The following is a 15336-nucleotide window of genomic DNA, read 5'->3' on the forward strand; positions in this document are numbered from 1 at the left end:
TGCCGTTCCGCAGCGCATGGGGGATCGATGGCATCAGGGGGCGCACGGCACACCGGGCGGCCGGGCGGCCGGAACAGCGGCACCGGCACCGCACCGGGCGTCAGGGCAGCGCACCTGCTGAGCAAGGTGATGGCCCACCAGATCCGACTGCTGCGCGTCAAGCAGCGGCTCGACGAGCAGCAGGCGTCGGACGTCTGGCGGGAGCTGGTGTGCCGGCAGCTGAAGAAGGACCGCGAGGACCGGGAACGCGACGGCCGGCCTCGGCTGCCCGACCGGATGACGGTGTTCCACCCGACGACGTTCCAGCGGCTGCGCACGGAACTCGCGGAACTGGACGCCGAATTGAGCAGTGATCGTCAGGCACTCGTCGAAGCCGTGGCCGACCTGTGCGCGGCGCCGCCCTTCCGCGGCCACATCGCGGCCTCGCTCGCCGGTGGTCTGAAGAAGGCCGCGCAGTTGCTGCCGCCGTCCCGCACCGCGGGTGACGGCGGCTGGGGCGGCCAGAAGGAGCTGCAGGCGGCCACGTCGGCGGCGGTGGCCGCGGCCGACCGCATCGACGACGAGGCCGACGTCAGCCTGAGCCAGGTGTACATCACCCGGGGCTGTGAGGAGGTTCTCGCCCGGAGGGTGCTCACCGGCCTGGGCAGAGCCGACCGGGAGCCCCGCGTGGACATCGTGCTGGGCGAACCGGGCACCGGAAAGACCAGCCTGCTGTGGAACCTCACCACACGGCTCACCGGACGTCTCTCGCTGCCCGACCGCCGGGACGGTGATGCCCAGGAGAGCGGATCACGAAGGCGCTGCCAGCCGGTGCTGCTCCGGGCCGATGACCTGCTGCTGCCCCACGGGACGGACCTGCTGACCGTCTTCGAGCGGATGCTGCGCCAGCCGAACTACCGTGCCTCGGCGGCCGTTCTGCTCGACAGCGCGGACGTGCTGCTGGCCGACGAGCACGGGCGGACCGTGTGCCGCGACCTGGTCGACTGCTGCGCGGAGCACAAGGTGCCTTTGGTGATCTCCTGCCGCACCCGTGACCAGGACCTTCTGTACGACGTTCTCGGCACGACACCGTTCGCCGTCCAGGAACTGGGCGACTTCCGCTTCGGCGGGGAGGCCGAGCACGCCGTCGAGGCGTACTGCGCGCACTACTACCGCGGCCGGAGTGCGGTGCGCCGCCGCGAGGTCTACGACGCGGTCGTCGGTGCCGCCGTCCGCGGCCTGCCGATCCGGGAGGTGGTGGCCCGGCCGCTGACGCTGCGCATGCTGTTCGAGGTCTACGCACCCCAGGTGCCCACCACGGAGATCGACGCCGCGGGCCTGTACGACGCCTACTGGACGAAACGGGTGACCGGCGACCGCCGTCACGGCAGCGACGTCGTCACCGACGCCGACGATCTGTCACCGGCGGCCGAGGGCGTGGCGCGCATCATGCTGCGCGACGGCAGTGTCGCCGTCGCCTCGGCCCGCGCCGTCCGGTTGCTGGCCACCGCGGCCCCGCGCCCGCTGCCCGTCACCGCCCCGGCCGCCGTGGCCGCTCTCGGCCGGCGCAACGTCCTGACCGGCGGCGGTGGTGAGGACACGGCGAACACCCGTTTCTTCCACCAGACGCTCTACGAGTACGCGGCCGGGCGCTGCCTGGTGTCCCTGGTGAACACGCGGCGGCAGCCGGACGTCTTCGCGAAGCTGGGACAACGGCTCGAGGACACTCCGGACGACTTCTTGCGTTCCGTGATCGCGGAGCAGGCGATGGTGCAGGGCGTCCGGGACGAGGGGGCGGCCCGCCCGGCCGCGGCCGCTCTGCTGAAACGGCTCGTCATGAGCGGCAACCACTATCTTCAGGTCACCGCTCTGCGCGCCTACGCGTTGCTGCCCTGCGTACCGCACTCGGTCAAGGCGGCGGTGCACCGTTTCCTTCCCGAGGCGCCGGTCGCCCTCGTCACCACCATGATGGAGCTGCTGCCCACACGCCGTCACAGCGACCCGTGGCGCGTCACCGAGGACCTGTGTGTCGTCCTCGAGCAGCACCGGGCCCCCAAGGTGTGGCGCAGAGCCCTGGACCTGCTGTGCCGGTTCGCCGGCATGGACGAGGCGGGCGACGGCACAGGGGCGGCCACAGCGGTCAGGGATCTGCTGCGCGACCTGTGCGTCCGGCCCGAGGAGTGTGTCGACCGCGCTTCCGGGCCGGATGTGCCACGAGGCTGCGGTGCGCCGGGCTGTCTCTGGTCGTGGCTGCTGGGTCTGTCCGTGCAGGACGCCACCAGTCACGGCAACCATGCCGTGCGTCTCGTCTCGGCGGTGGCTCCGGCCGAGCCGGAGTGGGCGGCCGCACGGATGGCCGAGTTGCTGAACCTGGCGGAACATCACCGTTCGGCGCGCTGGCTGTGGCAGTGCGTCGCGCCCATCAGTGCGCGTCGCCGTCTCGCCGGCTGGGACGCGCTCATGGAGCGGGCCGCCGTGCTGGCGGAGCGGCTCGGCAATCCGGACCGGGTACGCCGTCAGAACCGCCCCGCGGCCTTCGTCCGCAAGGACCGGACCGGCCTGCCCTCCGCGCCCGCGCGCCTGGGTCAGGACGCGGACGGCAGTGGTCACGACAGCGTGGAACGTGAGCAGCAGGAGGCCCACGTCCTGCTCGCCGCCCACTGGGCCGAATCCCTTCCCGAGGCGCTGCCCACCACCGTGTTCGACGAACTCGTGAGCGAGGGCGGTGTCTTCAACGGGGCGCAGATGAGGGCACGGGCGCGTGTCGCCGCTCTCGGCGCCCGTCTGCGCACCGCCCGGAGCGGTGTCCCCGAGTTCCTGGACCATGCCGTGGCACGCTGCGGGAACAGCGACCAGATCGACGACGTGGCGGAGTCCCTGCTGCCCGCGCTGCTCCGCTCACCGGGCGACGAGCCCGGGACCCGTGCCGCTCGGGACTGGTGCGCACGGCGGTTGAAGGAGATGAGCAAGCGGGCACCGGGCGAACGGGCGCACCGCGCGGCCCGGTTCGCCACCAGCGGTCTGCACCCTCTGCCCGCCGCGGAGATCCGCGAGGTCGTCGAGAAGGCGTGGAGCAGCAGAGGCGAGGTCTGGGAGCAGCCCCAACTCGACCGGGTGTTCCTGGTGCGTGACAGCGCCACCCGTCTCCTCGCCCCCATGGCGGCCACCGACACCAGGGGCCGCGGACGGGAGTCGAAGGCGATGCGGCGATGGAGAGAGCTGGAGCAGGAACGCACCCGTCAGTTGTCCCTCGGCAGCAACGCGTGGCCGGCCTGCGCCGACGGCGAGTGGGCCAAGCGGGAACGCGAGGTGGTCAACACCCTGGTGCACGCCTCGCTGTGCGACCACGCCCCGGCCCACCCCGATCTCGTGGCGCAGGCCCTGGCGGAGGACGTGGCGCTGGCGGACATTCCCTGGCTGGCCAGACTGGCCCGCAAGGCGGCCGACCATCCCCACGTCGACATCGCCCACACCCTGCTGATGCGTCACGGTCCCGAGCTGGCCGCCTGGTGCCGGCGGCTGTGGACCGGGCCGCGGGCCTTCCCGGACGACGAGACCAAGCGGGCGGCGCTCCGGCTGTGGGGGGACGTGGTCTGGATGCGCGCCGCCGAGCGGCCGTCCCTGGCCGAACAGGCCCGCCTGCTGAACGAGTACCTGAGACCGGCGCACTGGAAGACCGGTCTGGAGACCCTGTTCCGGTGGAACGCCCACGGGGTCAGCGAACTCGCCGACCGGGCGGGCGAGGACGGCTGGGACGAGCTGGACGCCGCCCTGGCACCGATCGCCCAGCTGTCCGCAGGGCATTCCCGGGCCGACTGCGCGCCCACCGCGGCGGTGCTGCGCTTCCACTGCCTGTGCCGTTTCGCGCCCCTCGACACCGCGAGCGCACGCACCCACGCGGTCGAGGCGGCCATGGAAACGATCCGCACCGCCGATGCCACCACGGTGATCTCCACGACCGGCTTCCTCGTGGAACGCCTCTGCTCCGTCGCCCCTCCTGCCGCGGTCGCCCTCACCACGTCGGTCGCCGGCCGGACGGCACAGCACGGCAAGCACGAGGGCCACCACGTGCAGCACCTGGTGCATCAGTGGCCGCATCCCCTCCGCCACGTGGTCCGCACCGCCGGGCACGCCGACCTCGAGCGGCTCGTGCGGGGGCTGTCGCGGGGGCCGGAGCAGATGCTCCTGGACGTCCTCGATCTGGCCGTGGCCATGCACCGCGATCAGGCGGTGGGCGAGGCCGCGCTGCGGTGGCTCGCGGACAGCCCGTTCCTGGCCCGGGCGACGGTGCAGCTGCGCGACTCGGCCGTACGACACCGTCGGACACCGTCGGCCCGCCTCACCTGGCCCGAGGCACTGCCCGGCGCCGGGGACCCGGTGTAGCCGGCGGGTGCCCTGGTCGCCGTCCCGGCGGTTGCCGGGGCGGCGACGGATCGGCGGTGCACCGCGTCGTCCCGTCATCGCCCGGACGGCACAGGGGACTTGGCCCGGTGAACGCCCTGTACGGCGCGTCCCGTCGGCATGTCGTCGACGCTCCCCGGACCCCCGAGCGCGGCGCGGATCAGCTGCACCGACCACCTAAAATGATCAATGTGTCCGAGCAGCCCGCGCATCCCGCCCCGAGGTCGTTGATCGTCACGCTGTACGGTGCGTACGGCCGCTTCGTTCCGGGTCCGGTGCCCGTCGCCGAACTGATCCGGTTGCTGGCCGCGGTCGGGGTGGACGCGCCGTCCGTGCGCTCCTCGGTGTCCCGGCTCAAGCGGCGCGGTCTGCTCGTGCCCGCCCGTACGGCGCAGGGTGCCGCCGGTTATGAACTGTCGTCCCACGCGCGGAAGTTGCTGGAGGACGGCGACCGTCGGGTCCATGCGCCCGTGCCGCCGGAGGACGAGGGCTGGGTGCTGGCGGTGTTCTCGGTGCCGGAGTCGGAGCGCAACAAGCGGCATGTGCTGCGGTCCCGGCTCGCCGGGCTGGGTTTCGGCACGGCGGCGCCCGGGGTGTGGATCGCCCCGGCCCGGCTGTACGAGGAGACCGCGCACACGTTGCGGCACCTCGGCCTGGACGTGTACGTGGATTTCTTCCGCGGGGAGCACCTGGGGTTCACACCGACCGCGGAGGCGGTGGCCCGCTGGTGGGACCTGACCGCCATGGCCAAGCTGCACCAGGCGTTCCTCGACCGGCACGCACAGGTGCTGCGCGCCTGGGAGCAGCGTGCGGACACCCCGCCGGAGGAGGCCTACCGGGACTATCTGCTCGCCCTGGACGCCTGGCGTCATCTGCCGTACACGGATCCGGGTCTGCCCGCCCGGCTGCTGCCCGAGGACTGGCCGGGGTTCCGTTCGGCCGCCGTGTTCCGGGGTTTGCACGAGCGGCTGCGGGACGCCGGGGCGGTCTTCGCCGGCGTCGCCGGGGCCTGAGCGACGGGGCTGCCGGGGCCTGAGCGACGGGGCTGCCGGGGCGGGGGCGGGCGGCGGCGCCGAGCCGGAGGGCGCAGCCGGAGCGAGCGCGGCGCGGTGCGGAGGGTGCCGTCGGGCGCGGCGGACGGCACCCGTACGATGTCCCTCGTCGAGAGCAGGACTGCCTGACGGTGACGCCGGCGACGCCCTGCGTCATGAACGGACCCATGGTGCACGAGACCTCCGCCACGTCCTGGCGCGTCGCGCTGCCGCACACGGCAGCCGCCGTGCCGGTGGCGCGTGCCCTGGTGCGCACCGCGCTGTCCGAGCCGGACCACCCGGCCGACAGCGACACGGCGGAACTGCTGACCGCCGAGCTGGTCGCCAACGCGGTGGAGCACACCTCGGGCCAGGGGCCGATCGAGCTGGTGGTGGAGCTGCTGCCGACCAGCTGCCGGATCGAGGTGCACGACGCCGATCCGGCGCCGCCGGGTGATCTGACCCGACCGGATCTGCCGGACCCGGATCCCTGGCAGGAGGACGGGCGCGGTCTGCTGCTGATCCGTGCGCTGAGCACGGCGTGCGGACACCGCCGCACCGCGACGGGCAAGGCGGTGTGGTTCCGTCTGTCGGCGATTCCCGGGCAGCTGCACCCGGCGTGAGGCGCCCGGCCGGCGGGCGAGGGCCCGGACGCGGGTGCGCGCCGCACCCCTCGGCGGGCGCGGCGCGCGGGCGGGCCGGGCGGGTGTCGTCAGGCGAGGGTGGCGACCATGAGCGCCTTGATGGTGTGCAGCCGGTTCTCGGCCTCGTCGAAGACGACGGAATGCGCGGACTCGAAGACCTCGTCGGTCACCTCCAGCGAGGTCAGACCGTGCCGTTCGTGGATCTCGCGGGCCACCTGGGTGCCCAGGTCGTGGAAGGCCGGCAGGCAGTGCAGGAACTTCACGCGGGGGTTGCCGGTGGCGCGCAGCACGTCCATGGTCACGGCGTAGGGGGCGAGGGCGGCGATGCGCTCGTCCCACACGTGCTTCGGCTCGCCCATGGAGACCCAGACGTCGGTGGCGACGAAGTCCGCGCCGCGCACACCCTCCTCGACGGACTCGGTGAGGGTGATGCGGGCGCCGCTGGTCGTGGCCAGCTCGAGCGCCCGGTCGATGACCTCCCGTGCGGGCCAGTAGCTCTTGGGTGCGACCAGACGCACGTCCATGCCGAGCAGGGCGGCGGTGACCAGGTAGGAGTTGCCCATGTTGAAGCGGGCGTCACCGAGGTAGGCGAAGGCGATCTCGTTCAGCGGCTTGGCGCAGTGCTCGGTCATGGTGAGCACGTCGGCGAGCATCTGGGTGGGGTGCCAGTCGTCGGTGAGGCCGTTGTAGACGGGGACGCCGGCGTGGGCGGCCAGCTCCTCGACGGTGGCCTGGCTGTCCCCCCGGTACTCGATCGCGTCGAACATACGGCCGAGCACGCGGGCGGTGTCCTTCACGGACTCCTTGTGCCCGATCTGCGAGCCGGACGGGTCGAGATACGTGGTGGAGGCCCCCTGGTCGGCGGCGGCGACCTCGAAGGCGCAGCGGGTGCGGGTCGAGGTCTTCTCGAAGATCAGCGCGATGTTCTTGCCGCGCAGGTAGGGCGTCTCCGTCCCGGCCTTCTTGGCGGCCTTCAGCTCGGCGGCCAGCTCGATCAGGCCGCGCAGCTCCTGTGCGGTGAAGTCCAGCTCCTTGAGGAAGTGGCGGCCGGAGAGGGCGGTCGGGACAGTCGCCATGGGGGCGCTCCATCGGTGGGGTACAGGGACACCGAAAGTCTATACGGCGTTTGGAATGTCTATGCGGTCCCTGGTCGGCCGCCCGCCGCCCGGGCGGCTCAGCCGAAGCCGGGGACCGCGTCCCGTTCCACCGGGCAGCTCATGCAGCGCGGCCCGCCCCGGCCCCGTCCCAGCTCGCTGCCGGGGATCTCGATGACCTCGATGCCCTGCTTGCGCAGATGGGTGTTGGTGGTGGCGTTGCGCTCGTAGGCGATGACGACGCCCGGTTCGACGGCGAGCACGTTGCAGCCGTCGTCCCACTGTTCCCGTTCGGCCGCGTGCACGTCCTGGGTGGCGGTGAGCACCCGGATCTCGCTCAGGCCCAGCGCGGCGGCGACCGCCCGGTGCATGTGCTCCGGCGGATGGTCGGTGACCTTCAGCTCCTTGTCCCCGGCCCCGGGCTCGATGGTGTACGAGCGGAGCATGCCGAGCCCGGCGTACTGGGTGAACACGTCTCCGTCGACCATCGTCATCACCGTGTCGAGGTGCATCAGGGCACGCCGTTTGGGCATGTCCAGGGCCACGATGGTGCGGGCGGAACCGGCGGCGAACAGTTTGTGGGCGAGCATCTCCACGGCCTGCGGGGTGGTGCGCTCGCTCATGCCGATGAGCACCGCACCGTTGCCGATGACCAGCACGTCGCCGCCCTCGATGGTGGACGGGTAGTCGGCCTGTCCCTCGGACCACACGTAGAAGTCCTCGTCGCGGAAGAGGGGGTGGTAGCGGTAGATCGCCTCGAAGTGCACCGTCTCCCGCTGCCGGGCGGGCCAGCGCATCGCGTTGATCGAGACACCGTCGTAGATCCAGGCGGAGGTGTCCCGGGTGAACAGGTGGTTGGGCAGCGGTCCGAGCAGGAAGTCGTCCAGGTCCATCACATGGAACCGCACCGAGGTCGGCTCCGGGTAGCCCTCGAGGAACTCCCGCTTGGTCATGCCGCCGACCAGCACCTCGGCCAGCTGCCGCGTGGGCATGCGGTCGAAGGCGTCCCGCAGATGCCCGGTGGCGAGCGGACCGTACTCCTTCTCGTCGAAGACCCGGTCCAGCACCAGCGCGCGGGCCTCGGGAATCTCCAGCGTCTCGGCCAGCAGGTCACCGAAGAGGTGGACGACGACCCCGCGGTCGCGCAGCACGTCGGCGAACCCGTCGTGCTCGGCACGTGCCCGCCGCACCCACAGCACGTCGTCGAAGAGGAGGGCGTCCTTGTTGCTGGGGGTGAGTCTCTTCAGCTCCAGATCGGGCCGGTGCAGGATGACGCGGCGCAGCCGCCCGGCCTCGGAGTCGACATGGAATCCCATGCCTCCATCCTGACCACCGAAGAGCCGGTTCACCCGTGTCCTCGTGGACCGGCGCCCCGCCGTCACCGCTCGTACGGCGGGGCGGGGCAGGCCGCGGGGCGCAGGGGCGGCGACGGGTGCGGCGGTCGGCGCTGCCGTGCGGGCCACAGTTCCGGACACCGTGTACCCACGGACACCGTGTCCCTGGCCGCACGCCCGGACCCCTCACCGGCCGCCTCACCGTCGCGGAACCGGGTCACGCGCCGTCGGGCCGCGGCGGCCTCTCCTCGGGTGCGGGGCGTGCCGGCCGGTCGTCGACGACGATGCGGACGGGGGCGCCGTCGCCGTCGGCGCGCGGGTTGTCGACGACCTCGCGCACCACCGCGGTGATCTTGTGCCGGATCTGGTCGGCGACGGCGCGGGTCACCGGGTTGTCCGTCTCGGCGCTCACCCGGGCGAGGCGGGTCAGGGCGGCCACGATGCTGGGGCCGGAGAAGCGGACGCTGACGCATCCGTCGTGGTCGTCGACCTGGCCGGGGACGTGGAAGTGTCGTTCCCCGGCGGCGACCTCGATGAGGAAGGCCCAGGTGTCGCGATGGGCCACGAGGGTGGCGTGGGCGATGCCCGCCGCCGCGCGGAGGACGTCGGCGTCGGGTTCCGCCTCGGCGGGCGGCCGGGGGCCGGGGGCCGGCACCGGTTCGCCGGTCCGGTCCGCCGGCCGTGCGGTGACGAGGTCGTGCAGACGGGTGGACACATCCCGGGCGGCCGTCTTGATCTCGGCGAGTCCGGTGGTGAGCACGGCCGTGTCCTGGCCGATGCGGTGGAGGGTCTGCTGCTGATCGGAGACCTGTTGTTTGACGGTGGCGAGCTCGACGGCGAGATTCTGGAGCCGGCCTGCGATGTCGCCGAGCTGCTGGGTGATCCGGGTGAGCTGCTGGGTGTTCTGGGCGATGTGGGCGAGCTGCTTCCTGTCCGCACTGCCGAACAACACGTCCCCCTTACCATCACGAGTGACCGTGAACAGGGTGAAGTCCGGCTTACACCACCACAAGAACGCGTTCCGGCCAGACGGCAGAAAAGGGGCGGCGGGATCCGGTCGACCGGGGCACATCGACGTGTCGGCGGGGCGACGGGCGGCGTTCCGACGTTCGGTGCATCGGCGCGCCAGGGGGCGCCCCCGTCGTCTCCGGAAGCGCCCCCTTGCACCGTCCGCGGCGTGCGGAACGTCCGCGCCTACGACAGCTGCGACTTGACCTCGGAGGAGATCAGCTCCAGGTGGTCCAGGTCGGACAGGTCGAGGATCTGCAGGTAGATCCGCTGGGAGCCGATCTCGGCGTAGCGGCCGATCTTGTCGACGACCTCGGCGGGGGAACCGGCCAGGCCGTTGGCCTTCAGCTCGTCGACCTCGCGGCCGATGGCGGCGGCCCGGCGGGCGACCTCGGCGTCGTCCCGGCCGACGCAGACGACCAGGGCGTTGGAGTAGGTCAGGTCGTCGGCGGAACGCCCGGCCTCCTCGGCGGCGGCCCGGACCCGGCCGAACTGCTGCCGGCTGTCGTCGACGGAGGCGAAGGGGATGTTGAACTCGTCGGCGTACTGGGCGGCCAGCCGCGGCGTGCGGGTCGCGCCGAGTCCGCCGATGAGCACCGGGACCTTGGCCTGGGCCGGCTTGGGCAGCGCGGGCGAGTCGGACAGCTCGTAGTAGCGGCCGCGGAAGTCGAAGGTCTTGCCGACCTCGGTCGCCCACAGGCCGGTGACGATGGCCAGCTGCTCCTCCAGGCGGGCGAACTTCTCCTTGGGGAAGGGGATGCCGTACGCCTTGTGCTCCGCCTCGTACCAGCCCGCGCCCAGCCCCAGCTCGACGCGGCCGCCGGACATCTGGTCGACCTGCGCGACCTGGATGGCGAGCACACCGGGCAGCCGGAAGGTGGCCGCGGTCATCAGGGTGCCCAGCCGGATGCGCTTGGTCTCGCGGGCGAGTCCGGCCAGTGTGATCCAGGCGTCGGTGGGGCCGGGCAGGCCGTCCACGTCGCCCATGCGGAGGTAGTGGTCGCTGCGGAAGAAGGCGTCGAAGCCGAGGTCCTCGGTGGCCTTGGCCACGGTGAGCAGGGTGTCGTAGCTCGCGCCCTGCTGCGGCTCGGTGAAGATGCGAAGATCCATGCTCCCATCCTGCCGGACGCGCCGCGTCGGCGGACTTCCGCAGGGCGGGTCGCCGGCACCGGGTGTGCGGGACACGTGGCCGCGCGGGGCCCTGCGGATGTCAGCCGGCTTCCCGCTCCTGCACGGCGGCCTCCTGCCGGGCCGCCAGTTTGCGCAGCATCTCGCGGACCCGGTCGCGGGACTCGTCGGCCGCGTCGATGGCCTCCATGCACCGCCAGTAGGTGCACTGGTCGACGGAGGCGCTGGCGACGGCGACGAGGGCGATGCCCACCTCGCCGAGCAGTCCGCCGAGGCACAGCAGGGTGCGCCGCGGGTCGCTCAGCTCCGACAGCCGGGCCGCCCGCATCCCTTCGGCGCCGAGATCCGGCGCTTCCAGCACGGCGCAGCCGCGGCCCGCCAGTTCGGTCAGCCCGAGTGCCTCGCCGCGCAGTTCGGGCGGCCCGGAGAACGCGAGCCGGCTGCCGATGGCCTGCGCCAGGGCCTGCGCCTGCCATGCTTCGGCCAGGACCTCCGGAACGTCGCCGCTGTCCGCCAGGGCACGTCTGCTTGCCAGGATGAGCCGCACCGCATCCATGCGCTGCCCCCGCATCTGTCCACGCGCTTCCCGCACGTGTGTGCCTGAACTCACGTGTTTCACTACCCAGAGTGAGGGTGCGTGAGCCGGAAAGCCAGAGGAAGGCGGAAATTGTGGACAACAAATCGATAGAGTCCACTTGTGTGACTACGGACAGTGAGAGCCGGGGGGTTACGTCTCCTCGGTCCGGTCCGATGCCTGCGGCGCGGGAAACCTGTGCTCGTTGCGCTCGATCTTCGCGGCCAGTGCCGTCAGCGGGTCGATGTCCAGCACCTGGCACAACTGCAGGAGATAGGCGAGGACATCGGCGACCTCGTCGCGCACACGGTGCGCGGTCTGCGGGTCAGTCATCACCCGCGCCGACTCCTCCGGCGTCAACCACTGGAAGATCTCGACCAGTTCGGACGCCTCGACGCTGAGCGCGGCGACCAGGTTCTTCGGGGTGTGATACGGCTGCCAGTTCCGTGCGGCGGCGAACTCGGCCAGCCGCCGTTGGAGTCCGGCGAGGTCGGGACGGTTCTCGGAGTCGGTCACGGCATCAGGTCTACCACCCGTGCCGCATGCACCGAGCGCGCCCAGGAGGCGTCGCTCACCGTCCCGGTGAGACGGATGTGGCCCCGCTCGCACATCCGTGCCGCCAGCCGCAGCAGCGCGGCACGCTGCCGCGGGTCCAGTCCCGTCTCCAGGCCGTCGGCGAGCACCGTCAGCGTCTGCAGGGCCTCGGGCACCTCGCCGACCGGATCCACCTCCAGCACACCCGGACCGGTCAGCAGCACCAACGCCAGCGCGGCGTAGCGCAGTTCCCCGTCCCCGAGCCGTTCGAAGCCGGTGCGCCTGCCGTCGCCGCGCACCAGCACGGCCCGCACCCGGCCGCCTCCGACCTGCTCGGTGACGACGTCGGCCACCGGCCCGGCACACCCGGCGCGCAGCGCGTCCACGAACAGTGCGTGCCGCCGTCCGCATTCGGTGCGGGTGCGGGCCAGGACGGCGGCGAGGTTGTCGCACCCGCGCATCAGCCGGCCGGCGCCGAGCGGTGCGGGCACCCGCATCCGGACGGGGCGCGGGGCGCAGGCGAACACCGACCGCAGGGCGACCACCATCTGCTCGGCGGCGGCTACGACCCGCCGCTCCCCCTCGGTGCTGCCGGAGACCCGCAGCGGCAGCAGCGCGGTGCCGAGCCGGTCGTCGGGCAGCGCCGCCCGGGTCACCTGTGTGGGTCCGGCGGTGTACCAGGTGGCCTGGACGGAGGGCCGGCGCGGATCGCGCAGCGCGGTCTGCAGCAGTACCCGTCCGCCCGCGCTCAGCCGCTCCCCCGCGATGCGCAGCGCGGGCTCGGCCTGCACGGCGACGTCCAGCCGGACCGGCCCCTCGGGTCCGTCGGCGGTGCAGCCGAGGCGGAAGCCGCGGCGCTGCTGGGCGTCGGGCCGGGCGTCCTCGGGCACGCAGGCGACCGGGTCGGGGAACACCTCGCCCAGTTCGGCGCCGCCGCCGAGCCGCGCCAGCGCTTCGAAGGCCCGCAGGGCGCCGCTCTTGCCGCACCCGCTCGGCCCGGCCAGCAGGGTCAGCGGGCCGAGCGGCACCCGCACCCCGCGGTGGCCGGCGAACGCGGACAGCCGCAGCTCGCCGATGCTGGGCCGCACCGGGCGCCGTCCGTCGCCCGTCGGTGCGGGCGCCGTCGTCGGCACGGTGGGGACGGAGGACACCCGGGCGGCGGGCGGGACGGCCGCGGACGACTGCTGTGCCGGGAGCGGACCGGCGGCCGGCTGCGAGGACACGGACATGCCTCGGAACGGTAGGGCGGGCACCGCGGCCGAACCGTTCCGTCCGGAGGTCCTTCCTACGATCGGGGGACACGGCGGGCGTGCGCCCGCCTCCTCACGCCCCGGGGACCGCCGTCTCCTCCACCAGCCCGCTGACCTCGGTGCCGGGCGGCGTGAGCAGGAACACGTTCCGGTCCACCCGGTGCATGCCGCTGGCCAGCCCGAAGACGACGCCGGTGCTGAAGTCCAGCACCCGCTTGGCGACCTCGGGGTCCGCGCCGGTGAGGTCCAGCAGGACGGGGATGCCGGACATCAGGGTCTCGGCGACCTCCCGGGCGTCGGCGAACACATTCACCCGCAGGACGACGAACCGGCGTCGTGTCTCGGTCCGGGCCTCCGGCGGCACCCGGTGGTTCACCGCGGACGGCCAGGCGTCGCGGCCCCTGAGCGGGACCACCTGGGCGAGTCCCTCCCACTGTTCGTCGGTGACGTCGCGCCTGTTCACCGGCCCCCCAACCTGACTCGCACTCCTGGCCTGCACCAGCCAATTCTTACGCGAGGTCACCTGTTCGGCCCAACAGCGACACGGTGGGCGACGGCCCGGTGTCCTGTTCCGGACCCTCGCCCCGGCATCCGGCCGCCGGGCGTGTCCCACCGCACCCCTACGTTCTCCCACCGCACCCCTACGTCCTCCCTCCGCACCCCTACGTCCTCCCTCCGCACCCCGACGTTCCCCCGCCGCACCCCGACGTTCCCCCGCCGCACCCCGACGTTCTCCCGGGCGCTCGCGGTCAGGCTGCGGCGGCCGGCGCCGTCTCCGCGGGGCGTGCACACGTCGGCGTCCGGAAGCCGCCTGAGGCCGCCGCGCAGGCCACGGCGATAATCCGTGGGTGACCGCCCTACGACCCCGTTCTCGTCCTGTGTCGCGTCCCGCCTGGGCGGGGCGCAACTACGTCCTGCTCACCACGGCCGCCGTCGTCTCCCAGCTGGGTGCCTCCGGTGCGCTGGTGGCGTCCGCCTTCGCGGTGCTGGCCGCCGGCGGGTCGGCGACCGACGTGGGTCTGGTGGCGGCGTCCCGGACCGTGCCGCTGGTCGTGTTCCTGCTGATCGGCGGCGCGCTGGCGGACCGGCTGCCCCGGCACCGGGTCATGGTGGCCGCGAACGCGCTCAGCTGCGTCACCCAGGCGCTGTTCGCGGTGCTGGTGCTCACCGGCACCGCCCGGGTGTGGCAGATGGCGCTGCTGGCCGCGCTGGGCGGCACCGGCCAGGCGTTCTTCTCCCCGGCGGCCGAGGGGATGATCCTGGCCAGCGTCCGGGGCAGCGGATCGGGCCGGGCCTTCGCGGTGTTCCGGATGGGCGTCAACGGTGCGGGGATCCTCGGGGCCGGCCTGGGCGGGGCGCTGGTCGCGGCGGTCGGGCCCGGCTGGGTGCTGGCGTGCGACGCGGCGGCGTTCGCCGTCGCCGGGGCGCTGCGCGCCTTCCTCGACGTCGGTGCCGTCCCGCAGCGCACGGGCCGTACCAGGATCCTGCGGGATCTGCGCGACGGCTGGCGGGAGGTGGCGGGCCGGCCCTGGCTGTGGTCGATCGTGGTGCAGTTCTCCGTGGTCAACGCGGTGGTCGCGGCGGCCGAGACGGTGTACGGGCCACTGGTCGCCCGGGAGCGGCTGGGCGGGGCGCAGCCCTGGGGGACGGCGCTGGCGGCGTTCGGTGCGGGCACGGTGCTGGGCGGGCTGCTGATGACCCGCTGGGCGCCGCGGCGCCTGCTGCGGACAGGTGTGCTGGCGGTACTGCCCCTGGCGGCCCCGAGTGCGGCCCTGGCGATCCCGGTGACGGCTCCGGTGCTGGTGGCGGTGATGTTCGTGACCGGGGTGAGTGTCGAGGTGTTCGCCGTGTGCTGGATGTCGGCGCTGCACCAGGAGATACCCGAGGAGAAGTTCTCCCGGGTGTCCTCCTACGACTGGCTCGGCTCGGTGGCGCTGGTGCCCCTGGCCACGGCGGTGGCCGGCCCGGTGCAGGACGCGGTGGGCCGGACGGCCGCGCTGTGGGCCTGCTCGGCGCTGGTGCTGACGCTGACGCTGGCGGTGCTGTGCGTGCCGGACGTGCGCCGTCTGGTGCGCCGTACGGAGCCGGCGGCGCGGCCCCCGGCGGCCCGCGCTGCGGCGGCCGATGACCACGCCGGTGACGACGGCGGTGACGACGGCGTCGGGGCGGGCGAGGCCGGTGCGGGCGAGTCGGGTGCGGGCGAGGCCGGGGAGGCCGTCGCACAGCACCCCGGCGGCGCAGCGTCGCTCGACTCCCCGTGAGCCCCGGCCCGCGGTCGAGGCGCCCGGTGCGACCGGCAGGCCGGGGCGCCGCCCCGGGTGACCGGCAGGTGTGAGACACGTGTGCGGCCGGGCCGGTC

The 15336-nt window shown here is 73.2% G+C and carries 12 protein-coding genes; 4 read left to right on the top strand and 8 right to left on the bottom strand.

The window, feature by feature from the left end; translation table 11 throughout:
- Positions 1-27: 27 nt before the first annotated feature.
- The 3 genes from OG899_RS05330 (at position 28) to OG899_RS05340 (ending at position 6034) form a co-directional block, all read left to right on the top strand.
- The gene (locus OG899_RS05330; RefSeq protein WP_168130846.1) at positions 28-4362 is read left to right on the top strand and encodes an NACHT domain-containing NTPase; all 4335 of its coding nucleotides are present in this window, start codon (positions 28-30) and stop codon (positions 4360-4362) included.
- Positions 4363-4562: 200 nt separating this feature from the next.
- Positions 4563-5393 carry a PaaX family transcriptional regulator C-terminal domain-containing protein gene (locus OG899_RS05335; RefSeq protein ID WP_168130845.1) on the top strand — a complete coding sequence of 277 codons (831 nt, stop codon included), beginning with the start codon at positions 4563-4565 and terminating at the stop codon, positions 5391-5393.
- A 194-nt stretch (positions 5394-5587) separates the two neighbouring features.
- Positions 5588-6034 carry an ATP-binding protein gene (locus OG899_RS05340; protein WP_125500743.1) on the top strand — a complete coding sequence of 149 codons (447 nt, stop codon included), beginning with the start codon at positions 5588-5590 and terminating at the stop codon, positions 6032-6034.
- A gap of 89 nt (positions 6035-6123) precedes the next feature.
- On the opposite strand, the gene argF is transcribed toward OG899_RS05340, so the two are convergent.
- The 8 genes from argF to OG899_RS05380 all read right to left on the bottom strand — a co-directional run bounded on the left by argF (position 6124) and on the right by OG899_RS05380 (position 13440).
- On the bottom strand, positions 6124-7131 hold the full coding sequence (gene argF / locus OG899_RS05345; protein WP_125500744.1) for an ornithine carbamoyltransferase: 1008 nt from the start codon (positions 7129-7131) through the stop codon (positions 6124-6126).
- A gap of 98 nt (positions 7132-7229) precedes the next feature.
- Positions 7230-8465: an arginine deiminase gene (locus OG899_RS05350; protein ID WP_168130844.1), complete on the bottom strand. Its 1236-nt coding sequence runs from the start codon at positions 8463-8465 to the stop codon at positions 7230-7232.
- A 235-nt stretch (positions 8466-8700) separates the two neighbouring features.
- On the bottom strand, positions 8701-9435 hold the full coding sequence (locus tag OG899_RS05355; protein ID WP_168130843.1) for a hypothetical protein: 735 nt from the start codon (positions 9433-9435) through the stop codon (positions 8701-8703).
- Positions 9436-9677: 242 nt separating this feature from the next.
- Entirely contained in the window at positions 9678-10601 is a 924-nt protein-coding gene (locus OG899_RS05360) for an LLM class F420-dependent oxidoreductase (protein ID WP_125500747.1), read from the bottom strand.
- Positions 10602-10701: 100 nt separating this feature from the next.
- Complete coding sequence (locus OG899_RS05365; protein WP_125500751.1) at positions 10702-11175, bottom strand: DUF6099 family protein; 474 nt, start codon at positions 11173-11175, stop codon at positions 10702-10704.
- Positions 11176-11346: 171 nt separating this feature from the next.
- The gene (locus OG899_RS05370; protein ID WP_125500748.1) at positions 11347-11709 is read right to left on the bottom strand and encodes a nucleotide pyrophosphohydrolase; all 363 of its coding nucleotides are present in this window, start codon (positions 11707-11709) and stop codon (positions 11347-11349) included.
- The gene (locus OG899_RS05375; RefSeq protein WP_125500749.1) at positions 11706-12956 is read right to left on the bottom strand and encodes an ATP-binding protein; all 1251 of its coding nucleotides are present in this window, start codon (positions 12954-12956) and stop codon (positions 11706-11708) included. The genes OG899_RS05370 and OG899_RS05375 overlap by 4 nt, the downstream gene beginning before the upstream one ends.
- 94 nt (positions 12957-13050) lie before the next feature.
- Complete coding sequence (locus tag OG899_RS05380) at positions 13051-13440, bottom strand: cell division protein SepF (RefSeq protein ID WP_185868007.1); 390 nt, start codon at positions 13438-13440, stop codon at positions 13051-13053.
- A 415-nt stretch (positions 13441-13855) separates the two neighbouring features.
- Between OG899_RS05380 and OG899_RS05385 the strand changes: the two genes are divergently transcribed.
- A complete protein-coding gene (locus OG899_RS05385; protein ID WP_229813951.1) occupies positions 13856-15238 on the top strand; it encodes an MFS transporter in 1383 nt (460 codons plus the stop codon).
- Positions 15239-15336: the final 98 nt, after the last annotated feature.

Source organism: Streptomyces thermoviolaceus, from assembly GCF_045209695.1.
Classification (GTDB): Bacteria; Actinomycetota; Actinomycetes; order Streptomycetales; family Streptomycetaceae; genus Streptomyces; species Streptomyces thermoviolaceus.

Bases quoted from the DNA above. Each gene is read 5' to 3' on its own strand.
- OG899_RS05330 (WP_168130846.1), top strand. From the start codon at position 28: ATGGCATCAGGGGGCGCACGGCACACCGGGCGGCCGGGCGGCCGGAAC.
- OG899_RS05335 (WP_168130845.1), top strand. From the start codon at position 4,563: ATGATCAATGTGTCCGAGCAGCCCGCGCATCCCGCCCCGAGGTCGTTG.
- OG899_RS05340 (WP_125500743.1), top strand. From the start codon at position 5,588: ATGAACGGACCCATGGTGCACGAGACCTCCGCCACGTCCTGGCGCGTC.
- argF (WP_125500744.1), bottom strand. From the start codon at position 7,131: ATGGCGACTGTCCCGACCGCCCTCTCCGGCCGCCACTTCCTCAAGGAG.
- OG899_RS05350 (WP_168130844.1), bottom strand. From the start codon at position 8,465: ATGGGATTCCATGTCGACTCCGAGGCCGGGCGGCTGCGCCGCGTCATC.
- OG899_RS05360 (WP_125500747.1), bottom strand. From the start codon at position 10,601: ATGGATCTTCGCATCTTCACCGAGCCGCAGCAGGGCGCGAGCTACGAC.
- OG899_RS05365 (WP_125500751.1), bottom strand. From the start codon at position 11,175: ATGGATGCGGTGCGGCTCATCCTGGCAAGCAGACGTGCCCTGGCGGAC.
- OG899_RS05375 (WP_125500749.1), bottom strand. From the start codon at position 12,956: ATGTCCGTGTCCTCGCAGCCGGCCGCCGGTCCGCTCCCGGCACAGCAG.